This is a genomic window from Pseudomonas sp. 14P_5.3_Bac1 (assembly GCF_025466135.1).
Lineage (GTDB): Bacteria > Pseudomonadota > Gammaproteobacteria > Pseudomonadales > Pseudomonadaceae > Aquipseudomonas.
On record NZ_JANLOF010000023.1, the window covers coordinates 1 to 23,754 of the forward strand.

Annotated in this window: 23 protein-coding genes; 9 read left to right on the forward strand and 14 right to left on the reverse strand. The window is 60.3% G+C overall.

Annotated features, from left to right (window positions below; all coding sequences use genetic code 11):
• Together NTD89_RS05880 and NTD89_RS05885 are read right to left on the reverse strand one after the other, a co-directional pair.
• Positions 1-196, reverse strand: a 196-nt coding sequence (locus tag NTD89_RS05880; protein ID WP_003194308.1) for a YbdD/YjiX family protein, incomplete at its 3' end; no start/stop codon positions are given.
• Positions 197-211: 15 nt separating this feature from the next.
• Entirely contained in the window at positions 212-2,278 is a 2,067-nt protein-coding gene (locus NTD89_RS05885; RefSeq protein ID WP_106579291.1) for a carbon starvation CstA family protein, read from the reverse strand.
• 174 nt (positions 2,279-2,452) lie between these two features.
• Here NTD89_RS05885 and NTD89_RS05890 point away from each other — a divergent pair, with 174 nt between their 5' ends.
• The 3 genes from NTD89_RS05890 to NTD89_RS05900 are packed head-to-tail and all read left to right on the forward strand — an operon-like array spanning position 2,453 to position 4,038.
• Positions 2,453-2,821: a PilZ domain-containing protein gene (locus NTD89_RS05890; RefSeq protein WP_262206726.1), complete on the forward strand. Its 369-nt coding sequence runs from the start codon at positions 2,453-2,455 to the stop codon at positions 2,819-2,821.
• 6 nt (positions 2,822-2,827) lie between these two features.
• The gene (locus NTD89_RS05895) at positions 2,828-3,253 is read left to right on the forward strand and encodes a hypothetical protein (protein ID WP_242200445.1); all 426 of its coding nucleotides are present in this window, start codon (positions 2,828-2,830) and stop codon (positions 3,251-3,253) included.
• Between the two features lie 38 nt (positions 3,254-3,291).
• Positions 3,292-4,038 (forward strand): sulfite exporter TauE/SafE family protein, encoded by a 747-nt coding sequence (locus tag NTD89_RS05900; RefSeq protein ID WP_262206727.1) that lies wholly within the window; start codon positions 3,292-3,294, stop codon positions 4,036-4,038.
• A 25-nt stretch (positions 4,039-4,063) separates the two neighbouring features.
• Here NTD89_RS05900 and NTD89_RS05905 read toward each other — a convergent pair whose 3' ends face one another.
• The 4 genes from NTD89_RS05905 to katB are packed head-to-tail and all read right to left on the reverse strand — an operon-like array spanning position 4,064 to position 8,368.
• On the reverse strand, positions 4,064-4,798 hold the full coding sequence (locus NTD89_RS05905; protein WP_262206728.1) for a hypothetical protein: 735 nt from the start codon (positions 4,796-4,798) through the stop codon (positions 4,064-4,066).
• A 27-nt stretch (positions 4,799-4,825) separates the two neighbouring features.
• Positions 4,826-6,193 (reverse strand): DNA repair protein RadA, encoded by a 1,368-nt coding sequence (gene radA / locus NTD89_RS05910; protein ID WP_017139308.1) that lies wholly within the window; start codon positions 6,191-6,193, stop codon positions 4,826-4,828.
• A gap of 35 nt (positions 6,194-6,228) precedes the next feature.
• A complete protein-coding gene (locus tag NTD89_RS05915; RefSeq protein WP_262206729.1) occupies positions 6,229-6,768 on the reverse strand; it encodes an ankyrin repeat domain-containing protein in 540 nt (179 codons plus the stop codon).
• A gap of 58 nt (positions 6,769-6,826) precedes the next feature.
• Entirely contained in the window at positions 6,827-8,368 is a 1,542-nt protein-coding gene (katB, locus tag NTD89_RS05920; protein ID WP_262206730.1) for a catalase KatB, read from the reverse strand.
• A gap of 287 nt (positions 8,369-8,655) precedes the next feature.
• Here katB and mscL point away from each other — a divergent pair, with 287 nt between their 5' ends.
• The gene (gene mscL, locus NTD89_RS05925; protein ID WP_106579295.1) at positions 8,656-9,072 is read left to right on the forward strand and encodes a large-conductance mechanosensitive channel protein MscL; all 417 of its coding nucleotides are present in this window, start codon (positions 8,656-8,658) and stop codon (positions 9,070-9,072) included.
• Positions 9,073-9,129: 57 nt separating this feature from the next.
• Here the strand turns inward: mscL and NTD89_RS05930 are convergent, their stop codons facing one another.
• On the reverse strand, positions 9,130-9,906 hold the full coding sequence (locus NTD89_RS05930) for a ferredoxin--NADP reductase (protein WP_262206731.1): 777 nt from the start codon (positions 9,904-9,906) through the stop codon (positions 9,130-9,132).
• 456 nt (positions 9,907-10,362) lie between these two features.
• Between NTD89_RS05930 and NTD89_RS05935 the strand changes: the two genes are divergently transcribed.
• Both NTD89_RS05935 and NTD89_RS05940 read left to right on the forward strand, forming a co-directional pair.
• Positions 10,363-11,073, forward strand: coding sequence for a helix-turn-helix transcriptional regulator (locus NTD89_RS05935; RefSeq protein WP_262206732.1), 711 nt, complete (start codon positions 10,363-10,365; stop codon positions 11,071-11,073).
• Between the two features lie 166 nt (positions 11,074-11,239).
• Positions 11,240-12,364, forward strand: a complete 1,125-nt coding sequence (locus NTD89_RS05940) for a methyltransferase (protein WP_262206733.1) — start codon at positions 11,240-11,242, stop codon at positions 12,362-12,364.
• A gap of 67 nt (positions 12,365-12,431) precedes the next feature.
• Here the strand turns inward: NTD89_RS05940 and NTD89_RS05945 are convergent, their stop codons facing one another.
• The 3 genes from NTD89_RS05945 to NTD89_RS05955 are packed head-to-tail and all read right to left on the reverse strand — an operon-like array spanning position 12,432 to position 15,060.
• Positions 12,432-12,599, reverse strand: coding sequence for a DUF2474 domain-containing protein (locus tag NTD89_RS05945; RefSeq protein ID WP_071489954.1), 168 nt, complete (start codon positions 12,597-12,599; stop codon positions 12,432-12,434).
• Positions 12,600-12,611: 12 nt separating this feature from the next.
• Positions 12,612-13,619 (reverse strand): cytochrome d ubiquinol oxidase subunit II, encoded by a 1,008-nt coding sequence (cydB, locus tag NTD89_RS05950; RefSeq protein ID WP_124418507.1) that lies wholly within the window; start codon positions 13,617-13,619, stop codon positions 12,612-12,614.
• A gap of 1 nt (position 13,620) precedes the next feature.
• Entirely contained in the window at positions 13,621-15,060 is a 1,440-nt protein-coding gene (locus tag NTD89_RS05955) for a cytochrome ubiquinol oxidase subunit I (protein WP_106579300.1), read from the reverse strand.
• A gap of 329 nt (positions 15,061-15,389) precedes the next feature.
• On the opposite strand from NTD89_RS05955, the gene NTD89_RS05960 reads away from it, so the two are divergent.
• Positions 15,390-16,646, forward strand: a complete 1,257-nt coding sequence (locus NTD89_RS05960; protein ID WP_262206734.1) for an MFS transporter — start codon at positions 15,390-15,392, stop codon at positions 16,644-16,646.
• Between the two features lie 145 nt (positions 16,647-16,791).
• Here the strand turns inward: NTD89_RS05960 and NTD89_RS05965 are convergent, their stop codons facing one another.
• The 4 genes from NTD89_RS05965 to NTD89_RS05980 form a co-directional block, all read right to left on the reverse strand.
• Positions 16,792-18,975: a xanthine dehydrogenase family protein molybdopterin-binding subunit gene (locus tag NTD89_RS05965; RefSeq protein WP_262206735.1), complete on the reverse strand. Its 2,184-nt coding sequence runs from the start codon at positions 18,973-18,975 to the stop codon at positions 16,792-16,794.
• On the reverse strand, positions 18,972-19,961 hold the full coding sequence (locus tag NTD89_RS05970; RefSeq protein ID WP_242200360.1) for an FAD binding domain-containing protein: 990 nt from the start codon (positions 19,959-19,961) through the stop codon (positions 18,972-18,974). The genes NTD89_RS05965 and NTD89_RS05970 overlap by 4 nt, the downstream gene beginning before the upstream one ends.
• Complete coding sequence (locus NTD89_RS05975; protein ID WP_262206736.1) at positions 19,958-20,482, reverse strand: (2Fe-2S)-binding protein; 525 nt, start codon at positions 20,480-20,482, stop codon at positions 19,958-19,960. Before NTD89_RS05975 ends, NTD89_RS05970 begins: the two co-directional genes overlap by 4 nt.
• A 96-nt stretch (positions 20,483-20,578) precedes the next feature.
• Complete coding sequence (locus tag NTD89_RS05980) at positions 20,579-21,022, reverse strand: YolA family protein (RefSeq protein ID WP_262206737.1); 444 nt, start codon at positions 21,020-21,022, stop codon at positions 20,579-20,581.
• A gap of 210 nt (positions 21,023-21,232) precedes the next feature.
• On the opposite strand from NTD89_RS05980, the gene NTD89_RS05985 reads away from it, so the two are divergent.
• Positions 21,233-22,528 carry an NCS2 family permease gene (locus NTD89_RS05985; RefSeq protein ID WP_145162251.1) on the forward strand — a complete coding sequence of 432 codons (1,296 nt, stop codon included), beginning with the start codon at positions 21,233-21,235 and terminating at the stop codon, positions 22,526-22,528.
• Entirely contained in the window at positions 22,525-23,604 is a 1,080-nt protein-coding gene (gene trmA / locus NTD89_RS05990; RefSeq protein WP_262206738.1) for a tRNA (uridine(54)-C5)-methyltransferase TrmA, read from the forward strand. The genes NTD89_RS05985 and trmA overlap by 4 nt, the downstream gene beginning before the upstream one ends.
• Positions 23,605-23,754 lie beyond the last annotated feature (150 nt).

Below are 23,754 nucleotides of genomic sequence, written 5' to 3' on the forward strand. Positions count from 1 at the left end.
AGCAGCACTTGGGCCCACCCTTGCCACCGTAACGGGCTTCCTGGCGCTCCCGGAAGAACGCCTTGTAGTCCATCACCGGTTTGTCCGGGTGTTTGGTTTGCATATGCTCGACGTAGGTGTCGTAGTCGGGCATGCCGACCATCAGGCGCGCGGCCTGACCGAGGTATTTACCGAGGCGACTGATGTCATTGAACATGGTTGCAATCCTCGATTACGCGTCCGGAACCGCCTGGAACGGGGCTTCTTTATCCGTACGTTCTTTGTTGCCCCAGGCGGCGACGCCGACCTTGAGCGCATAGAACAGGATGCTGAACACCACGAACAGGAACAGCGCCGTGAGCGTTGCGTTGGTGTAGGCGTTCCAGATCACGTGTTGCATCTGGTCGATGTTCTTGGCCGGCGCGAGGATCTGGCCGCCTGCCAGGGCATCGCTGTACTTCTTGGCCAGCGACAGGAAGCCAATCGCAGGGTTCGCGTCGAACAACTTGATGAAGCCCGCCGTGGTGGTGCAGATCAGCAGCCAGACCGCCGGCAGCATGGTCACCCAGATGTAGCGCTGGCGTTTCATTTTGATCAGCACGACCGTGGCGAGCATCAGCGCGATCCCGGCCAGCATCTGGTTAGAGATACCGAACAGCGGCCACAAGGTGTTGATGCCGCCCAATGGGTCGATCACGCCTTGGTACAGCAGGTAACCCCACATTGCCACGCAACCTGCGGTTGCAATGAGGTTGGCGGTCCAGGATTCGGTGCGCTTGAGCGACGGCACGAAGGAGCCGAGCAAGTCCTGAAGCATGAAGCGACCGGCACGGGTACCGGCGTCAACCGCCGTCAGGATGAACAGCGCTTCGAACAGGATCGCAAAGTGGTACCAGAACGCCATGGTGTTTTCACCCGGCAACACACTGTGCAGGATCTGCGCGATACCCACCGCGAGGGTCGGCGCACCGCCGGCACGTGCCAGGATGGTGGTTTCGCCAATGTCATGGGCCACTGCTTGCAGCGCTTCCGGCGTAATCGCAAAACCCCAACTGCTGACGGTTTGTGCCACGGCCATCACATCACCACCGACCACGGCGGCCGGGCTGTTCATGGCGAAGTACACGCCAGGCTCGATCACCGACGCGGCAACCATTGCCATGATGGCAACGAACGATTCCATCAGCATCGCGCCGTAACCGATGTAACGGGCGTTGACTTCGTTATCCAACAACTTGGGCGTGGTGCCCGAGGAAATCAGCGCGTGGAACCCCGAAACCGCGCCACAGGCGATGGTGATGAACAGGAACGGGAACAGGCCGCCCTTCCACACCGGACCGGTGCCGTCGATGAACTGGGTCAGCGCCGGCATTTTCAGCTCTGGCATGGTGACCAGGATGCCGATCGCCAGGGCGATGATGGTGCCGATTTTGAGGAAGGTGGAGAGGTAGTCACGCGGCGCCAGGATCAGCCACACCGGCAGTACTGCGGCGACGAAGCCGTAGCCGATCAGCATCCAGGTGATCTGGATCCCGGTGAAGGAGAACGCCTTGGCCCATACCGGGTCAGCGGCAATCTGCCCGCCCAGCCAGATCGAACCGAGCAGCAACAGCACGCCGATCACCGAGATTTCACCAATGCGGCCCGGGCGGATGTAGCGCATGTACACGCCCATGAACATCGCAATCGGGATGGTCGCCATTACGGTGAAGATGCCCCATGGGCTCTCGGCCAGGGCCTTGACCACGATCAGCGCCAGCACCGCGAGGATGATGATCATGATCAGGAAGCAGCCAAACAGCGCGATGGTCCCCGGGATGCGGCCCATCTCTTCGCGAACCATGTCGCCAAGGGAACGGCCATTGCGACGGGTGGACAGGAACAGGACCATGAAGTCTTGCACTGCACCGGCCAGCACCACGCCGGCAATCAGCCACAGGGTGCCGGGCAGGTAGCCCATTTGCGCCGCCAGTACCGGGCCGACCAGCGGGCCTGCACCGGCAATCGCCGCAAAGTGGTGGCCAAAAAGGATGTGTTTGTTGGTCGGCACATAGTCCAGACCGTCATTGTTAAGCACTGCGGGGGTGGCCCGCCGTGGATCGAGTTGCATCACGTTGTTAGCGATGAACAGGCTGTAGTAACGGTACGCAACCAGATAGATGGCCACTGCAGCGACCACAATCCACAAGGCGTTGATCGCCTCGCCGCGGCGCAAGGCCACTACGCCAAGGGCGCACGCTCCTACGATTGCCAGCACCAGCCAGGGTAGGTGGCGTAGCAGGCTATTATTATTTTTCATTTTTATATTCCAGCCAGGGTGGACAGAAAGGACAGCGAGTCCGAGTTTAGCGCTGTTGGCTTTAAAGACCACCCCCCTACATTGGTCTAGAGCCTTGCACGGGCAAAAAAAGCACAAATAAAAGCTAGATGATGGCGCAGGGCTACAATCCTTCTATCCACAGAGGATTTGAGCATGAACGAACAGTCGTCCGATCGACGCCATTTTCGGCGTATCGCCTTCGATGCACGAACCACCATTGCGCAGAACGGCTGGAATTGGCCGGTGCAATTGGTGGACGTGTCGCTCAAAGGTTTGCTGGTGCAACGCCCGGATGACTGGCAGGGCAATCGCACGGAGTTGTTCGACGTGGACATCCGCCTTGACCCGCAGGCGCATATAAAGATGCAGGTGAAGCTGGCCCATGACGATCACGGGCAATTGGGTTTTGTGTGCGAACACATTGACCTGGACTCGATCAGCCACCTACGGCGGTTGATTGAGCTGAATCTGGGCGATCAGGAAGAACTGGAGCGTGAGCTGGGCGCATTGTTAGAGATTTGAAAACCCATCTGTGAGCCTTTCAAGGTTCGATCCACAGTTCAGCTGATTAAACAGGCATTACCCAACGTTGACTTAGAAGTGCATTTCCATGATGACAGAGGTTTGGCAATGGCCAATACACTGGCATCCATCGAAGCAGGCGCTACCTTTGTGTCGTGCACCGTGAATGGCATCGGCGAACGCTGCGGTATCACTGAGACATGTCTACTGATTACAAATCTTCATTTCAATTCAATATTGTGCAGCGGCAAAAGCCAAAAAGTATTAAAACTCAGTAGCCTTGTTTCAAAAGCGATGGGCGACACCTTTGATCGCCGTCGTCCGATCATTGGTGAATATAGCTTTGTGCACACCGCAAAACTGCATCTAACCGCTAATAGCAGGGACCGCAATTGCTACCATTGGGTAGACCCCCTCTACTTGAACGAATAACAATTAATGCACGTCATAAGGGATGCAGGTCTTTCAATATGATTGAGCATGAGTGGCTGATAGGCGCAGGGTTGGTCGTACTGGGTGTTATGACGGGTTTTATCGGCACCAATACCGGCGGCAGTGTATTTCTAACAGTGCCGGTGATGATCTGGCTCGGAATATCCCCACAGGCGTCGATAGCGACAGCCCGCCTGGCTTCGGTAGGGACGATGTTTGCCGGATTAAGACACTTTCATAACAATGGAAAAGTGGATTACAGGTTAGCGGCCCCCGCCGCCGCACTTGGGTTGGCTGGCGCCTTGGTCGGTGCAAGTCTACTCGTGCAAATAGATCCGGCGCTGCTGCATAAAATCATTGGCGGCCTGACACTGCTACTGGTGGGGCTTTCACTCATCAGGAAGCCCCACTCGCCGAAGACGGCCCCCTCTTCGCTCAGACGCTTTTGCGGCTATATCCTGTTTATTCCCGTCGGCATGATTGGCGGCCTGTTCGGCGGGCAGGCCAAGCTATCAACTTATTTGTATATTATATTTTTTAAAAAGACGATCAGTGAGTCAATTGGCACGCGTAAGGTGGGAGGCCTCATCCTCTCAGTCGGCTCGTTAATAATATTCGGTGTCAGCGGAATCATTAATTGGCAGTACGGGTGTTGCCTGATCATAGGCACGCTATTTGGCGCCAATGCGGGCGCCAAGTTTGCTCTACACAAAGGCGACAAGTGGATGGAAAGCGCTTTCAACGTAGTCGTGATTGCCTTGGCGTTGAAAATGATCTTTTGGTAGTGACTCTCTCACGCAAAAGCGACAGTCAGGGAAACGCGGCACTCGGGGGGAAGTCGCTTTCCGTGTCCCAATAACCTGCCTTCTGACGCGACACGGCCTGCCATTGCCTATCGATAAAACGATAGGTCGTGTAGCGGGTTGCGAAATCATCGTCGCCGTCACCGTCCATAAAGGACGAGACCTGCAGTAACTCATCCGTACCGCCGGCGGCTGGCGTGGCGATCTGCCAGGCGGCTTTGCCGGTCTGGGCCAGGGTCAGCGGCTCGACCTTAGCGTCGGCGCCCTTGTAATTCAGCGGCGTGAGTTGCTGCCGGCTCGGCAGCAGCAGGTGCGTCGCGGGGCCGCTATAGCTGCCCATCGGCGCGGTTTGATCGATGGTCAAAAAATACACAGGTTCCGGCACCCCTTTGATGGGGGCCTTCTCCACCTGGGCCAAGGGGTAGCCGAGTTCTTCGCTTGCCAGCACTTCTCCGGACGCCGACAGCAAGCGCAGTCGGGCGTTGAGCAGCGGGTGTTCAACCAGATCACCGGGCTCGTCAAACGACTCCTCATCCAGGCCATTGCCCCAGCTGTCTTTGTGCAACTGGGCGCTGATGCGCTGGTCTTCCAGTACCTGCAACACGCTGGCGTCTTGCGTTGCCAACGTCTGGGCCGATCGGTAACCGACCGGCAGCTTGGCCGGCTCGGCCAAAGCGCCCATCGGCAACCCTACCAAGGCCATGAACAGGGCAGCGGCTGCCCAGCGGTTCGAGTTGTGCATTGCACTCATCCCTGACTGATCCATGAATTATTCGAACAGTGCATCCAGCGCCTGCTCCAGGCGGGTTACACCGATCACCTTCAACCCTGCCGGCATTTCCTTGGGCGCGTTGCCCTTGGGCACAATCGCGCGCTTGAAGCCGTGCTTGGCCGCCTCCTTCAGACGCTCCTGGCCGCTCGGCACCGGGCGTACCTCGCCCGACAGGCCGACCTCACCAAACACCAGCAGATCGTGGGGCAACGGTTTATTGCGCAGGCTGGACATCACCGCTGCCATCAACGCCAGGTCGGAGGCGGTTTCCAGCACTTTCACCCCACCGACCACGTTGAGAAACACGTCCTGGTCGTGGGTGGGAATGCCGCCGTGACGGTGCAACACCGCCAGCAGCATCGCCAGACGATTCTGGTCCAGGCCAAGGGTCACGCGGCGCGGGTTGGCCAAATGGCTGTCATCCACCAGCGCCTGCACTTCCACCAGCATCGGGCGGGTGCCTTCCCACGTTGCCATCACCACGCTGCCTGGGACTTCTTCTTGTGCGCGTGTGAGAAAAATCGCCGAGGGGTTGGAGACTTCTTTAAGCCCACGGTCGGTCATGGCAAACACGCCCAGTTCGTTCACCGCGCCGAAGCGGTTCTTCACCGCTCGCAGCAACCGCAAACGGCCATCGGATTCACCCTCGAAATACAGCACGGTGTCGACCATGTGTTCGAGTACCCGCGGACCGGCCAGCGCACCTTCTTTGGTCACATGGCCGACCAGGAAGATCGCCGTGCCGCTCTGCTTGGCATAACGCACCAGCAGCGCCGCGCTCTCGCGCACTTGGGAGACGCCGCCCGGCGCCGATTGCAGCTGTTCGGTAAAAATCGTCTGGATCGAGTCGATCACCATGACCTTGGGCTTTTCGATGCGCGCCGTGGCGATGATGCTTTCGATGCAGGTTTCGGTCATCACCCGCAGTTGGTCCTGGGGCAAGCCCAGGCGGCGGGCGCGCATCGCCACTTGCTGCTGGGATTCTTCGCCGGTGACGTACAGCGCCGGCATGCGGCTGGCGATGCTGCACAGGGTTTGCAGCAGGATGGTCGATTTGCCGATGCCCGGGTCGCCGCCGATCAGCACCACCGAGCCGTCCACCAGGCCGCCGCCAAGCACGCGGTCGAGCTCACCGGACGCGGTGGAGAAACGCGGAATTTCTTCGACGCTGACTTCGGCCAGGGTCTTGATCTGCGCCTGTTGCCCGGTCCAGCCGGCACGACCGGTGGGCGCTGCGGCGCCGCCGCTTTCGATCATGGTTTCCGTCAGGGTGTTCCACGCGCCGCACTCGGTGCATTGGCCGGCCCACTTGGGAAAGGTCGCGCCGCACTCCGTGCAGCCGTACATGCGCTTGGCCTTTGCCATTTGAGAACCTCCAACCGAAAAACCGCGATGATAGCTCAGCGCGGCGCCGGGGTCCGGATTTCACCACTGGCCAATCGTGAAGCGCTGTTGCCGATCGGGTCTTCAGCGTTGAGGTCGGCGCCTTTGGCCTTGAGCTCATCGAGCAGTTCGACGCGCTTGAACAACCCGGCGTACATGGCCGCGGTCTGCCCGGCGCCGTTGCGTTGGTCGGGGTTGCAGTCGGTGGCCAGCAGACGCTGGGCGATTTTCAGCTCGCCTTTGAAGATGGCGCCCATCAGGGCGGTATTGCCGCGTTTGTCTTGCACGCAGGCGTCGGCGCCGGCGCTGAGCAGGCGCTCCACGAAAGGGCCCTGGCCGTGATAGGCGGCGAGGATCAGCGCGGTGTAGCCCTTGTCGTCCTGGGTGTTGAGGCTGTAGCCAGACTCGATGAAGGTGTTGAGCATGTCGATATCGCCACGGCGGGCGGCGTCGAAATAGTAGTCCTGCAACTGCGCCTTGAGCGCGACCGGGTCAGACGACTCGGCATGGGCGACAAAGGCCAGCATCGCCATCAGTAAACCAATCGAAATACGCATGAGGGTGTTCTCCTGCCAGGGGTCGACGCCCGTAAAAGGGCGCCGACCGGAACCAACGTCAGTCAGCGAGTTTTTCTGCCAGCGCTTTCACGCGAGCCAAATCACCCTTGGCGACCTTGGTCACGCCGGTGCCGTACTCCGGGTCGGCCTTGTAGAGGAACGACAGGATGATGTGCTTGCTCTCGTCATCGGTGGTGGCCAGCGAGCCGCCAAAGTTGTCGATCAAGTCCTGACGCTCTTTCTTGTTGTACGAGCGGTACAAGTCACCGGCCTGCTTGAAGTTCTGCTCACGCTGGATCTTCGCCTGCTGGGTGCTGCCCGACAGCGCCAACTGGCTGTAGCGCGCGGTTTGCGGCTCTTCGCGCGGCAGCAGGCGGCTTGGCTGGTAGTTCACGCCGGTAGTGGTTTTGCCTGCATTCATCGCGCCGTCCTGGTTACCGTTGTTAACGGTTACCCGTGGGGCGTTGATCGGCAGTTGCAGGGCGTTCGGGCCCAGGCGGTACATCTGCGTGTCGGCGTAGGAGAACACCCGGCCTTGCAGCAGGCGGTCTTCAGAAGGCTCGATACCTGGCACCAGGTTGGCCGGCGCCATGGCCACTTGTTCGGTTTCCTGGAAGACATTCGCCGGGTTGCGGTTCAGCACCATCTGCCCGACTTTGCGTTCCGGTACGTTCGGCCAGATTTTAGTGGCGTCCAACGGGTCGAAGTCGAACTTGGCCAAGTCCTCAGGCTTGAGCACTTGCACATACAGGTCCCACTTGGGGAAGTCACCCTTGTTGATGTGGGTAACCAAGTCATGGGTCATGTGGCTGTAGTCACGCCCTTGCACTTCGGTGACTTGCTTGGGATCGAGGTTGTTGATGCCTTGCAGGCTCTTCCAGTGGAACTTGACGTAGTGCACTTCGCCCTTGGCATTAATCAACTTGTAGGCATGTACGCCGTTGCCGTCCATTTCCCGATAACTGGCCGGGGTGCCGGAGTCGGAGTACAACTCGGTGAGTGTACGAGTGGACTCTGGAACATGGGAGAAGAAGTCGAAACGGCGGGAATCGTCATCCAGGTTAGTGCGTGGGTCGGGTTTGAACGCATGAACCATGTCCGGGAACTTGATAGCGTCGCGGATAAAGAACGTCGGGAAGTTATTGCCGACCAGGTCCCAGTTACCTTCGGCGGTATAGAACTTGGTGGCAAAGCCGCGTGGATCGCGCAGGGTTTCCGGGGAGTGGTTGCCGTGCACCACGGCCGAGAAGCGCACGAACACTGGCGTGGCCTCGCCTGCCGCGAACACTTTGGCCTTGGTCAGGTCGCTGAGGTCGTCAGTGACGGTGAAGGTGCCGTGGGCGCCGGTGCCACGGGCATGCACCACGCGCTCGGGAATGCGCTCCCGGTCAAAGCGTTGCAGTTTTTGAATCAGTTGCACGTCTTGCAACAGCACCGGGCCATTGGCGCCGGCCGTTTGCGAGTTCTGGTTGTCGCCCACCGCCGCGCCGTTATCGCGGGTCAGGTTGGCAGCGTGTACGGAGAGTGAAAGCAGGCTGGCGCTCGCCAGTATCAGCGCGTGTCGCGCGATAACCGGGCGGCGCTTGATTGGATTCTTCATCGAGGTTTCCTCTGGTTTTTCTAGTGCACATTCAGTTGTGCTTGCCAGAGGCTAGTGACCCGCGACGCAGAAGATAAATAGAAAAACCCCACCGGGACGATTAAGAAAATACGATGGTAAGCCACTGAAATAGCGAGTATTTCGCGCGCGATTGGTGGCACTTTGCAAACTATTTGCGTTTTAATGTGTCGATAAAAACTGACAGTGTTAACGGTTGTGTCGCGCAAGCCCTCTACGACTGACTTACACTGACCTCCACCCTTCTCATCTGTAACAAGGAATAACCTATGGGCGTGATCAGTGAGTTCAAGGCCTTCGCGGTCAAAGGCAATGTGGTCGATATGGCCGTCGGTATCATCATCGGCGCCGCCTTCGGCAAAATTGTTTCCTCGTTTGTAGGCGACGTCGTGATGCCGCCTCTCGGTCTGTTGATCGGTGGTGTGGACTTCGGCGATTTGGCAATCACACTCAAGGCCGCTCAGGGCAACGTCCCCGCGGTGGTGTTGGCCTACGGCAAGTTTATCCAGAGCGTGGTCGACTTCCTGATTGTCGCGTTTGCAATCTTCATGGGCGTAAAGGCGATCAACCGCCTCAAGCGTGAAGAGGCTGTGGCCCCGAGCCTGCCGCCGACGCCGACCAAGGAAGAGGTGTTGCTGGGCGAGATCCGCGATCTGCTCAAGGCACAGAACGACAAGCCGCTTTAATCGGCACTGGTTTGGCAAAAAAGGCGCCTGTTGCAGGCGCCTTTTTTATGCGCCGTATTACCAGTAATTCTCCACTGCCACCTGGCCCGGGCGCCGGCTCAGGCTCAGTTGCATGTCGCGTTGCTTGAGCAATTGGCGCGTGTCGTCGACCATCTGCGGGTTGCCGCAAATCAGCACGCGGGAGTGTTCGGGGGTCAACTCGACGCCGGCCGAGCGCTCCAGTTCGCCATTCTCGATCAAGGTGGTGATGCGACCGTTCAAGGCGCCAGGGTATTGCTCGCGGGTGACGGTGGGGATGTAGACCAGCTTGTGCGCATACTCGGCCAGGTACTCACGCTCGCCCAGCGCGTGGATCAGTTCCTGATACGCAAGCTCCTTGGCCTCGCGGGCGCTGTACACCAGGACAATGCGCTCGAATTTCTCCCACACCTCGAAGTCCTGCAGGATCGACAGGAACGGCGCCACGCCTGTGCCAGTGCCCAGCAGCCACAAATCTCGCCCGTCCACAAATCGGTTCAGCGTCAGAAAGCCTGTGGCCTGGCGCTCGACCATCAAGGTGTCGCCCACTCGCAGGCGGCTCAATTGACTGGTGAACTCGCCACCCGGAACGACAATGGAGAAGAAGTCGAGGTGCTCGTCGAACGGTGAGGACAAGATTGAATAAGCGCGCCACACGGTGCTGCCATCCGCCGTGTTCACCCCCAGGCGCACGAACTGGCCGGCGGTAAACCGAAAACCCGGGTCGCGAGTGGTACGCAAGGTAAACAGGCTGGGGGTCAGCGATTGCACGTCGAGCAAGGTCTGGCGGGTAAATTTCTCAGCACTGGCCGTCATGGGGGGCTCCGTTGAACAGGTGCCCTAGTGTCCCTCAAAGCGTCGCTGGGAAACACCGGTGGTTTGTACTGGCATTTTCATTGCTCGGAAATTCGCAAATGTAACGCCAGTGAAACGCTGATGTTTTCGAGGCAATTGCACCTTCGTCGGGAATTTCGTGCTCACACTAACTATTTAGCTATCGCCCCTCATCCAATAGGCCATTAGATGATGGCGTTCATAAAAACAGCCCTGAATCGGCCGTTTCCGCAACCTATTAAAATCAATAAGTTTTCTTCATCCAGCAACTAACCTTCACAAAATCCCAGTTGTTGTACAAGTTCAAGCAGTTTAAATAGCCGATCTTACTGACATCTTTTTCATCTCAATATGTAGTCTTTATCCTACACTCCTGTTCGTGGCGCATTGGGAGCCAGGACGTACCCAACTCACACCTACCCCATGGAGATTCACCCTATGGTTAACTGGCGCAACACGAGACTCCCAAAACTGGAAGGCGAGAATAAGATCACCACTGTTTACGAGATGATCGTCAATCAAACTTTCCAGCTCGGTTTTGAATATTGCTCATTTACGATGAGTTCCCAACAACCTGCTAACCAAACAAAACCTATTCGATTAAACAACTATCCAAATGAATGGAATACACTTTATAACCAAGCGCATTTTTTTGATGTGGACCCCATAGTCGCCCACTGCAAACGCAGCGTAATGCCGCTGGTCTGGGATGAAAAAACGTTCAGCACCGCGCCGCATCTGTGGACGCTGGCCGAATCGTTTGGCGTGCATCTGGGATGGACTCAAGCCGTGCATGACTTCCAGGGTGTGTTCAGCATGCTGACCCTGGCCCGAAGTGTCGGCAACGTCAGCCCTGAAGAGCTGTACGAGAAAGCAGGCCAGGTACTGTGGCTGTGTCACGCCATGCACGCCGTTGTAGCGCAAACATATGCCGACACACCGAGTATCACGCCGCCTTGCAAACTGACCCCACGGGAAATAGAAATTCTCAGATGGTCAGCCATCGGCAAGACCGCCTCGGAAATCGCCACGATTCTGTGCCTGTCGGAGCGTACGGTGGGCTTTCATATCAGCAGTTGCCTGAAAAAACTGGGCGTTACCAACAAGATCGCAGCTGTACTGCGCGCCTCAAAAGCGGGGTGGTTTTAGCCAAGCTGGAAACACCGCATGTAATCCCCCTGAAAAAAACGTAACATTTACGGCCAATTCTGAGTGTTGAAGCTGCGCCTTTAATGCCGCCTCGCCGTACACTCAGACGGTTACGCCGGGTACCACGCCCGTCGAACGCCCATCGATGACCAGAGCCTCCCCCGCCATGCCCCTGCTTGACAGCCCCTTCGCCCAGCTCGATCTGATTCGCCAGCCAGAGCAACACAATGACCCGCTGCAGGCCTTTGATGCCGCCGATGAGTACTTGCTCAACTACCTGGCCGAACAGTCGCTGAGTTCGGCAACCCGCGTGCTGGTGCTCAATGACAGCTTCGGTGCCCTGGCGGCCAGCCTCGAAGGCCAGGTGCAGGTGACCTCCAGTGGCGATTCGTTTCTGGCAGCCCTTGGCCTTGAAAAAAACCTGGTGCGCAACGCCAAGGCGTTTGACGCCGTAGCGTTTGTACCGGCCTCGCAAGTAGCCACCGGGCCTTTCGACCGCGTGCTGATCCGCGTGCCGAAAACCCTGGCCTTGCTCGAAGAACAGTTGATTCGCCTGCAAGGCCAGCTGGCGCCAGGCGCCGAAGTGATCGCCGGGGCGATGATCAAACACCTGCCACGGGCCGCCGGTGAACTGCTGGAGCGCTACATCGGGCCGATGCACGCCTCGCTTGCGGTCAAAAAAGCCCGGCTGCTGATCGCCACCGCAGAGGCTCGCCCAACCGCCGTGTCGCCCTACCCTACCCGCTACACCCTGGACGCACCGGCCATCGAATTGCTCAACCACGCCAACGTGTTCTGCCGCGAAGGCCTGGACATCGGCACCCGCGCTTTCCTCCCGCACCTGCCGAACAACCTCGGCAGCGCCCGCGTGGCCGACCTGGGTTGCGGCAACGGTGTACTGGCGATCGCCAGCGCCCTGCAAAACCCAGACGCGCACTACACGCTGGTGGATGAGTCCTACATGGCCGTGCAATCGGCGGCCGAGAACTGGCAGGCCGCCCTGGGCGCTCGCGAGGTCGCCCTGCGCGCCGACGACGGCCTGGCCGGCCAGGCGCCGCAGTCGCTGGACGTGGTGCTGTGCAATCCGCCCTTCCACCAACAGCAGGTGGTCGGTGACTTCCTTGCCTGGCGCATGTTCCAGCAGGCGCGTGACGCCCTGGTCGTTGGTGGCGCGCTGTATATCGTCGGCAACCGCCATTTGGGCTATCACAGCAAATTGGCGAAGCTGTTCCGTGGCGTCGAGCAAGTCGCGGCCACGCCGAAGTTTGTGATTCTCAAAGCGCGCAAATAAAAAAAACCCTGCCGCTCTTGCGAGTGGCAGGGCTGAAAAGCCGGGCCGCGAGGCCCGGATTGGGATGTCAGTGGGTGGTCAGGCCGGCCGCGCTCATGAACATGCGCATCAGGCTGGCCACGACAAACAGGGCCAGCACGCTGCCGGTCCAGATCATCGCCAGCCACCCCAGGCGCCGCCACAACGGCTGTTTCTCGGCCTGTTCGATCTCGTGCAACGAAGGTTTGCCGGACATGAAACGACCCTCCTAGTGATAGCCGTCTTCGTGGGTGACCTTGCCGCGGAACACGTAGTAGCTCCAGAAGGTGTAGCCCAGGATGAACGGGATGATGAACAACGTGCCCACCAGCATGAAGCCCTGGCTTTGCGGCGGTGCAGCGGCGTCCCAGATGGAGACCGACGGCGGAATGATGTTCGGCCACAGGCTGATACCCAGGCCGCTGTAGCCGAGGAAGATCAGCACCAGCGTCAGCAGGAACGGCGTGTAGTGCGCATTTCGCGCCACCGCGCGGATCAAGCCGTACATGGTCACCAGTACCAGAATCGGCACCGGCAGGAACCAGAACAGGTTCGGCAGGGTGAACCAGCGCGAGGCGATTTCCGGGTGCGCCAGAGGTGTCCACAAGCTGACAACGCCGATTACCGCCAACACCACGAACGCCAATGGCCGCGCCAGGTTGTGCATCTGCTCCTGCAACTTGCCCTCGGTCTTCATGATCAGCCAGGTGCAGCCGAGCAAGGCATACGCGATGACCAGCGCAACGCCGCAGAACATCGTGAACGGCGTGAGCCAATCCAGCGAGCCCCCGGCAAACTGGCGGTCGACCACCGGAATGCCATCAATGAATGCCCCCAACGCCACACCCTGGAAGAAAGTCGCCGCAATGGAACCGCCGATAAACGCCTTGTCCCACAAGTGGCGCTTGTCGTCCTTGGCCTTGAAACGGAACTCGAAGGCCACGCCACGGAAGATCAGCCCGATCAACATCAGGATCAGTGGCAGGTAAAGCGCCGACAGCACCACCGAGTAGGCCAGCGGGAACGCGCCGAACAACGCCGCGCCGCCCAGCACCAGCCAGGTTTCGTTGCCGTCCCACACCGGGGCAACCGTGTTCATCATCACGTCACGGTCGACTTTGCCGGGAATGAACGGAAAGAGGATGCCGATACCCAGGTCGAAGCCGTCCATGACCACGTACATCATGATGCCGAAGATGATGATCACGGCCCAGATCAGCGGAAGATCAATACCCATCTCAATTCCCCTTGTGCTGAATGTGGGCGTGGTCGTCATCGCTGCCATCATCGGCGGCGGACAACGGACGGGCCGGCGTGCGTTTCTGGCCAGGGCCACCATGGGTTGGCTCGCTGCCTTCGTGGGTCTGCGGCCCTTTGCGCACCAGGCGCATCATGTAGCCCAGCCCTGCGCCGAACAGCGCGAAGTACACCACCACGAACAGCACCAGGGTGATCGTCATCTGCGCCAGGCTATGCCCGGAGGACGCATCCGCCGTGCGCATCAGGCCGTAGACCACCCACGGCTGGCGGCCGATTTCGGTGGTGAACCAGCCGGCGAGAATCGCGATCAGGCCGGACGGGCCCATCCACAGCGCCAGGTACAGGAACGGCCTGGAGGTGTACATCTTGTCGCCCCGGCGCAGCCAGAGGCTGAACAGGCCGGTGAATATCATCAGGAAGCCCAGGCCAACCATGACCCGGAACGACCAGAACACAATGGTCGAGTTGGGACGGTCTTCAGGCGGGAACTCCTTGAGCGCCGGCACCTGTTTATCCAGGGAGTGCGTCAGGATCAGGCTGCCCAGGTAAGGAATTTCGACCGCGTACTTGGTTTTTTCGGCCTTCATGTCGGGCAGGCCGAACAGGATCAGCGGCGTCGGCTCGTTGCCGATATTTTCCCAGTGGCCTTCAATCGCGGCGATCTTCGCCGGCTGGTGCTTGAGGGTGTTCAGGCCGTGGAAGTCACCGATCACCGCCTGGATAGGCGCCACGATCAGCGCCATCCACATTGCCATCGAGAGCATGGTGCGGATCGCAGGGTTGTCCTTGCCGCGCAGCAGGTGCCAGGCCGCCGACGAACCGACGAAGAACGCCGTGGCCACAAAGGCCGCCGTGGCCATGTGCATCAGCCGGTACGGGAAGGACGGGTTGAAGATCACCGCCAGCCAGTCGGTAGGAATCACGCGGCCGTCGACGATTTCAAAGCCTTGCGGGGTCTGCATCCAGCTGTTGGACGCAAGAATCCAGAAGGTCGAAATCAACGTACCGACGGCCACCATCACCGTGGCAAAGAAGTGCAGCTTGCGCCCCACCTTGTTCCAGCCGAACAGCATCACGCCGAGGAAACCCGCCTCCAGGAAGAAGGCCGTGAGCACCTCGTACGTCAGCAATGGCCCGGTTACCGCGCCGGCGAAGTCCGAGAAGCGGCTCCAGTTGGTGCCGAACTGGTAGGCCATGACCAGGCCCGAGACCACGCCCATGCCGAAGTTGACGGCAAAGATCTTCGACCAGAAATGGTAGAGGTCACGGTAGGTGTCGTTATGGGTCTTGAGCCACAAACCTTCCAGCACCGCAAGGTAACTGGCCAGGCCGATGGTGATCGCCGGGAACAGGATGTGGAACGAGATAGTGAATGCGAATTGAATTCGGGCGAGATCTAGCGCCTCCAAACCGAACATAAGTCTTCCTCTGTCAGGTAATACCGGCTGCTGGCTGGAAGCCTGCACCCACTGCCCCCACGGATATGGAGTGTGGCGAATTTCAATTCGTTTCTTTTTTTAACCAACCACGTAGGGAATCGGGCCTTTCGGCCTCCAGAACAATCCCGGGGCCGGTTTTGATCTGGATCAAGCATTGCTCAAAGAGTAGTCCCATTTTCGCTGTAGGACGGCGTGGTCTTTTGCCGCGTGACAGCTTGCCTCATGCCGGTGCACAGCAAACCCTTGCAACTATTTGTTACAGCATGATGCTAATCTCGCCGTTCCCTCTGCTCCCGACCTGAATTCCGATGCCTACGAGTGAACCTGCGTTGCTGTTGCGTCACCATCGCCCTTTCATCGCGTTCTGGCTGGCTCGGATTTTCACCGCCAGCGGTTTCCAGATGCTCACCGTGGCCATCGGCTGGAACCTCTACCAACTGACCGGCAACGTGCTGGACCTGGGCTTGGTCGGCCTGGTGGAATTCATCCCGCGCGTATTGTTCATGCTGCACACCGGGCATGTGGCCGATCGCTATGAGCGGCGCAAGGTCGCCGCCACCTGCCAGACCGTGCAGGCGCTGATTGCCTTGTCCCTGGCCATCGGCGGCCTGACCGGCAACGTGACGCGCGAGATGATCTTTATCCTCGCCTTCCTGCTGGGCGCCGCGCGTTCGTTTGAAATGCCGACCACCCAGGCGCTGCTGCCAAGCATCGTGCCCAGCGCGCTGTTCCCGCGGGCCGTGGCCTCGTCGCAATCGGCGCAGCAACTGGCAACCATCGTCGCGCCGGCCTTGGGCGGTTTGCTCTACGCATTCGGCAGCGTGTGGGTGTATGGCCCGACAGTGGCGCTGTACCTGATCGCCTGCGTGCTGACCCTCAACCTGCCCGCGCGCCAGACCCCGCTGAACAAAGCCAAGGCCACCATGGACTCGCTGCTGGCCGGGATTCGCTTTATCCGCAGCCGCCCGGACATCCTCGGCGCCATCTCTCTGGACCTGTTCGCCGTGCTGCTGGGCGGTGCCACCGCGTTGCTGCCGGTGTTTGCCAAGGACATCCTGCTGACCGGCGCCTGGGGCCTGGGCCTGCTGCGCTCGGCACCGGCGGTGGGTGCGTTGTTGATGTCGTTGTGGCTGGCGCGGTTCTCGGTGGACCGGCATGTCGGGCGCGTGATGTTTACTGCCGTCGGCGTGTTTGGCGTGGCGACCATCGCGTTCGGCCTGTCGACGTCGTTCTGGTTTTCCCTGGCGGTGCTGGTGGTGCTGGGCGCGGCGGACATGATCAGCATGGTGATCCGCGCGTCGTTCGTGCAACTGGAAACGCCGGATGAAATGCGCGGCCGCGTCAGTGCGGTCAACGGCCTGTTTATCGGCGCGTCCAATCAACTGGGCGAGTTCGAATCGGGGATCACCGCCCACTGGTTCGGCACCGTGCCCGCCGTGGTCATGGGCGGGATCGGCACGCTGCTGGTAACCGGGGTGTGGATAAAACTGTTCCCAACCCTGGCCAATCGCGACCGGATGCATGTGCCGGTGGAAGAGCCGAAGGCTGAAGCGGCGAAGGTCTGAGCACCGCCGCCTGACTGGGTGCAGGACTACAAAAAAATGTGGGAGCGGGCTTGCTCGCGAATGCGGTGCGTCAGTCGATACATTCACTGACTGACGCTCCGATTTCGCGGGCAAGCACGCTCCCACAGTGGTTTTGAGGTGCGTGCTAGAGCACCTTATCCAGGGTGATAGGGAAGTCGCGTACCCGTTTGCCGGTAGCGTGATAAATCGCATTCGCCACCGCCGCCGCCACCCCGACAATGCCGATTTCCCCCACGCCCTTGGAGCCCAAAGCATTGACGACGTCGTCGTGTTCTTCGACAAAGATCACGTCAATCTCGCCAATGTCGGCATTCACCGGGATGTGGTACTCGGCCAGGCTGTGGTTCATGTAGCGCCCCAGGTGATGGTCGATCTGCGTCTCTTCATGCAGCGCCATGCCAATGCCCCACACCACGCCGCCGAGGATCTGGCTGCGGGCCATCTTCGGATTGACCACGCGACCGGCGGCAATCGCGCTGACCACGCGGCTGACCTTGATGGTGCCCAGGTCTTCATCGACCCGCACTTCCACAAATACCGCCGAGTGAGTGGCCGTGGCGTAGCCCTCGCGTTTTTTGTCGGGCTCGCTGTCGACCTGCACTTGCAGCGCGTCCTCACCGCTGTCTTTAACCAGTTGGGCCAACGACACACTCACATCGCCTGTGTGCAATTGGCCGTCTTCAAAGCGCACGGACTCGGCGTCCTTGAACACCGGATACGTCTGGCGGGCAACCTTCAGCAGTTTGGCGTTCAGCGCTTCGCATGCCTGTTGCACGGCGGTGCCGACGGACGACACGGTAAACGAGCCGCCCTGCAAAGGCGCGGTGGGCAAGGACGAATCCCCCAGCAAAAACTGGATATCGCCCATCGCCACACCACTGGCCTGCGCGGCAATCTGGGTCATCACCGTGTAAGTGCCGGTGCCGATATCGGTGGTGGCGCTGCTTACTGTCAATTTGCCTTCAGCGTCGATGCTCGCCTTGGCGCTGGCCTTCATCTGCATGGCTTCCCACACACCACCGGCCATGCCCCAGCCGATCAACTGGTTGCCGTCACGCATGCTGCGTGGCTCCGGGTTGCGCTGGCCCCAACCGAAGCGTTCGGCGCCTTCGCTGTAGCACTCGCGCAGGGCTTTGCTCGACCAGGGTTTGTCTTCGTTCTGGTTGCGCTCGGCGTAGTTGATCAAGCGCAATTGCACCGGGTCCATGCCCAAGGCGCAGGCCAGTTCGTCCATGGCGCACTCCAGGCCGATCACGCCCAGCGCGGCGCCTGGCGCGCGCATGTCCAGCGGCGTGTACACATCCAGCGGCACCAGGTTGTAGGTCAGTTGCACGTTGTCGCAGTGGTAGAGCATGCCGCTCCATTCCACCACGTGCTCGCTGAAGTCTTCAAAGCGTGAGGTCTGGCCAATCGCAGTGTGCCCCAACGCCAGCAGCCGACCGTTGGCGGCGGCGCCCATCTGCAACCGCTGCAAGGTGCGCGGTCGGTAGCCAAAGGTGAACATCTGTTGACGCGTCAGGGTGACGCGCACCGAACGCTTGAGCGCCAAGGACGCCATCACCGCCAGGGGCAACTGGTATTGCGGGCGCAGGCCGGAACCGAAAGCGCCGCCGACGAACGCGGCAAAAATCCTCACCTGGCTCTTGTCCAGGCCGAAGATTTTTTGCACATAGGCCTGGCAGTTCTGCGGGCCCTGGGTTTTGTCGTGGATATGCAGGGTGCCGTCCGGTTGATACAGCACCGTACTGGCGTGGGGTTCCATCGGGTTGTGGTGTTCGATGGGCGTGCTGTAGTGCACGTCGAGGCTGACGGCGGCCGCGCTCCATTCGGCCTGGAAGTTGCCGCGGGGTGCGGGCGGCGTTTGCGGCGAGGGGTGCGCCTGCTCCTGCATGGCCAGCAAGTCGGTTTCAAAGGCTTCGCTTGCGTACTCGATCTCGACCAGAGAACCGGCGTGTCGCGCCAGCTCCAGGTTGTCGGCAATCACCAGCGCCAAGGGCTGGCCGCTATAAAGGACGCGGTCGTTGTAGAGCGGGCGAAACGGCGAGCCATCCGCCGCATCGTCGTCGGCGAACGCGTCATCGTAGCTGGCAAGCTTGGGGCGATTGTGGTGATCCAGCACCATGACCACGCCCGGCAGCGCCAGGGCCTTTGAGGCATCGATCTTGATAACCCGGCCCTTGGCGATGGTGCTGGAGACCACACTGCCGTGCAGCAAGTCATTGCCTGGAAACTCGCCGGCATAGCGCGCCTGGCCGGTGACCTTGAGCAGACCGTCGACGCGGTCCAGAGGTTTGCCGATAGCGGTCATGGGCGTTCTCCTGCGACTGCGGCGTCGCTCAGGGCGCGAATAATTGCACGGCGCGCCAGCTTGATCTTGAAGCCGTTGTGTTCCAGCGGTACGGCGTCTTGCAGCAAGGCGTCGGCGGCGTTGCTGAAGGTTTCGCGGCTGACCGTCTGGCCAATCAGCGAGGCTTCCACCGCGCGGTCACGCCAAGGCTTGTGCGCCACGCCACCAAGCGCAACGCGGGCGTCGATGATTTGGTCGCCGTCCAGTTCGAGGGCGGCAGCCACGGAGACCAGGGCAAACGCGTAAGAGGCGCGGTCGCGGATTTTCAGGTAATGACTGTGACTGGCCAGCTGGTTGGCGGGCAGCTCGATGGCGGTAATCAACTCATCGTCGGCCAGCAGGTTGTCGCGCTGCGGCGTATCGCCGGGCAGTCGATGGAAGTCAGCAAATTCGATGACCCGCGCACCTGCGCGGCCTTCGACATGCACCCGCGCGTCCAGCGCCGCCAAGGCGACGCACATGTCCGACGGGTGCGTGGCCACGCAGTGTTCGCTGGCGCCGAGGATCGCGTGGATACGGTTCAAGCCGGTGCGCGCCGGGCAGCCGCTACCGGGTTCGCGCTTGTTGCAGGGCACGCTGGCGTCATAGAAGTAGTAGCAGCGGGTGCGCTGCAACAAGTTGCCGCCGGTGCTGGCCATGTTGCGCAACTGCGGCGAGGCTCCGGCCAGGATGGCCTGGGACAGCAGTGGGTAACGCGCCTCGATCACGGGGTGCCAGGCCAGGTCGGCGTTGCTCACCAACGCGCCAATCATCACGCCGCCACTGGCGGTTTCTTCAACGCCCTGCAGCGGCAGGCCGGTGATATCGATCAAGTGCTCGGGGCGGCTGATGTTTTCTTTCATCAGGTCCAGCAGGTTGGTGCCACCGGCGATAAAGCGTGAAGCCGCGCTGCTCATGTGCACGGCCTCGTGCACATCGGCTGGCTTGCTGTACTGGAAAGGGTTCATTGCTCACCTCCCTGAGCACGGCAGGCCGGCAAGGCGTCTTCGATGGCATCACGGATGTTGCTGTAGGCGCCGCAGCGGCACAGGTTGCCGCTCATCAGCTCCTGGATCTGCGCGGTGTCGTGGGCGCGGCCTTCATTGGCCAGGCCCACGGCGGAGCAGATCTGCCCTGGGGTGCAGTAGCCGCACTGAAAGGCGTCATGCTTGATAAACGCCTGCTGCATCGGGTGCAACACGTCGCCGTCGGCCAGGCCTTCGATGGTGGTCAACTCGGCGCCATCGCACATCACCGCCAGGGTCAGGCAGGCGTTTACGCGTTTACCGTCGCGCAACACTGTGCAGGCACCGCATTGGCCGTGGTCGCAGCCTTTTTTACTGCCGACCAGGTCCAACTGTTCGCGCAGCAGGTCCAGCAAGGTGGTCCAGGGCAACACATCAAGTTGGCAGTCCTGGCCGTTCAGGGTCAGACGAATCGGGTGGCTGACGAACGGTCTGGCCGCCGCGCCATTGGGGGTTGCGCTCATAAACACCTCACGGGTTGGGGTATATCCGCGGCGTTCAGGAAAGTCGCCGTCTCAGGGGTACGACTTCCCGGGGTATTGAGCGTTCAAGAGGATTGATCAGCGGATGTTGAACATCGTCGTCAGCGGGGTTTGCGAGCCGTTGATCGAAGAATTGCTGTACTCGAACCAGCCAGGGGCCTGGACGTTCAGGTCAAACACATAGATGTAGCCCATCACCGTGCCCACGCCATGACAGGCCTGGCTGATGTTGCCGACCTGGCATATCGGCGAGCGTTGCCCGTTCAACTCTGCGCCATCGAAACGGCCCATCGGGCTTTTGCCCAGGCCGACTTCCATCACCGACACCTTGGTTGGCCCGCGATGGGTGCACATCTGCGTGCTGGTCGCGCGCTCCGGGATGGTTTCAGCGCAACCGGCAGATTCCACTTTGAACACGCGCACCTCGCTCAATGCCGGTGCAGTCGCGCCCCAAGCCGGTGCCGCCAGCCCCAGGCCGATTATGGCGAACAGAGCTAGACTGCTGGCGTTGGCTTTTTTCATGCTGTTGACGACTCTGGATTAAACGTCGGCGCAGTATGCCTCAAGGCCATCCACCCACAAAACCAAGCCTATGCGCCATTGGCCTTCGGCTGCTGGTATGATGCGCCGCTTTTTCCGATCCTCTCTGAAACCACAGGCGCTTGGCGCAGTTTGTGCTTTGACTTAGAGGTCAACAAATAACGACGCAAAATAGCGTCACAGGGAGCCGGCATGCTGGAAAAGCTGTTTCAACTCAAAGCACACAACACCAACGTGCGCACCGAGATTCTTGCGGGGATCACGACCTTTCTGGCCATGGCCTACATTCTGTTCGTGAACCCGAGCATCCTTGGCGAGACCGGCATGGACAAGGGCGCGGTGTTTGTCGCGACCTGCCTGGCCGCCGCCATCGGTTCGACCGTGATGGGCCTGATCGCCAACTACCCGATCGCACTGGCGCCGGGCATGGGCCTCAACGCCTTCTTTACCTACACCGTGGTGCTGCACATGGGCCACACCTGGCAAGTGGCGCTGGGCGCGGTGTTCATTTCGGCGGTGCTGTTCTTCCTGCTGTCGATCTTCCGCATCCGTGAGTGGATCATCAACAGCATCCCCTTGCCCCTGCGCTCGGCGATTGCCGCCGGTATCGGCCTGTTCCTGGCGCTGATCGCCCTGCACAACGCTGGTATCGTGGTCGGCAACCCGAACACCCTGGTGGGCCTGGGCGACCTGAAACAACCGGCGCCTATCCTGGCCACCTTTGGTTTTATCCTCATCGTTGCGCTGGAAGCCCTGGCCGTACGCGGTGCAGTGCTGATCGGCATTCTGGCCGTGACCATTGTCTCGATCCTGTTGAATGTCACCCCGTTCGGCGGCGTGATCTCGATGCCACCGTCCCTGGCCCCGACCTTCCTGCAGCTGGATATCAAAGGCGCGCTGGATATCGGCCTGGTCAGCGTGATCTTCGCGTTCCTGTTCGTTGACCTGTTCGACAACTCCGGCACCCTGATCGGCGTCGCCAAGCGCGCCGGCCTGATGGGCAAGGACGGCCACATGCCAAAAATGGGCCGTGCGCTGATCGCCGACAGCACCGCGGCCATGGCCGGTTCGCTGCTGGGTACGTCGACCACCACCAGCTACATCGAGTCCGCTGCAGGCGTGAGCGCCGGTGGCCGTACCGGTTTGACCGCCATCGTGGTCGCGATCCTGTTCCTGCTGGCGCTGTTTTTCTCGCCACTGGCGGCCAGCGTTCCGGCCTTCGCCACCGCGCCTGCGTTGTTGTTCGTGGCCGTGCTGATGACCTCGGGCCTGGCCGAAATCGACTGGGATGACATTACGGTTGCAGCGCCGGTGGTGATCACCGCCCTGGCGATGCCCTTCACTTACTCCATCGCCAACGGCATCGCCTTCGGTTTCATCGCCTGGACCGCCATCAAGCTGCTTTCGGGCCGCTACCGTGAGCTGAACCCGGCACTGGTGATCCTGTCGATTCTGTTTGTGATCAAGCTGGGCTGGTTCAACGCATGACTTTTGACGCCGCAAGCTACACCGCTCAACTGCAAGACAAGGTCACGCGCTTGCGTGACCTGCTGGCACCGTTCGACGCCCCCGAGCCACAGGTCTTCGATTCGCCGCTGCAGAACTTCCGCTTGCGTGCGGAGTTCCGCCTGTGGCGCGAAGGCGGCGAGCGCCACTACGCGATGTTTTCCCAGGACGACAAGCGCACGCCGATTCTGATCGAAGCATTCCCGATTGCCAGCCAGCGCATCAACCAGTTGATGCCGCAACTCAAGGCCGCCTGGCAAGCCAGCGCGGCCTTGAGCCACAAGCTGTTCCAAGTGGAGTTCCTCACTACCCTGGCCGGCGACGCGATGATCACCCTGTGCTACCACCGCCCGCTGGACGAGCATTGGCACGCGGCCGCCAACCAACTCGCTGCCGACTTGAATGTCAGCATCATCGGCCGCTCCAAGGGCAAACGTGATGTGATCGGCCACGACTACGTGGTGGAAAAACTCGACGTCGGCGGGCGCACGTTCAGCTATCGCCAACCCGAAGGCGCATTCACTCAGCCCAACGGCACGGTGAACCAGAAGATGCTCAACTGGGCGTATGAAGCCTTGGGCGATCGCCCGGATGATTTGCTGGAGCTGTACTGCGGCAACGGCAACTTCACCCTGCCGCTGGCGACCCGTGTGCGTAAAGTGCTGGCGACCGAAATCAGCAAGACCTCAGTGAATGCGGCGTTGAGCAACCTCGATGAAAACGCGGTGGATAACGTCACCCTGGTGCGCCTGTCGGCTGAAGAACTCACCGAGGCGCTCAACGAAGTGCGCCCGTTCCGCCGCCTGCATGGCATCGACCTGAAAAGCTACGAATTCGGCAGCGTGTTCGTCGACCCGCCACGCGCCGGCATGGACCCGGACACCTGCGAGCTGACGCGGCGCTTTGACAACATCCTCTACATCTCCTGCAACCCGGAGACGTTGGCGGCGAACATTGCGCAACTGCATGACACGCACCGGATTACCCAGTGTGCGATGTTTGACCAGTTTCCATGGACGCACCATATGGAATCCGGCGTATTGCTGACCCGCCGGTAACCCGTCTCACACGCGTGCGACCGCCATTGGCAAGGGCGGTCGCCGACCACCGAAAACTCCCGCGCGCTGATTTACGGTTCGATAATCGAACAGATCCGCCGCCGTCAATTGACCAAATTAACCATCCAGTACATTTTATCTCCACAACCA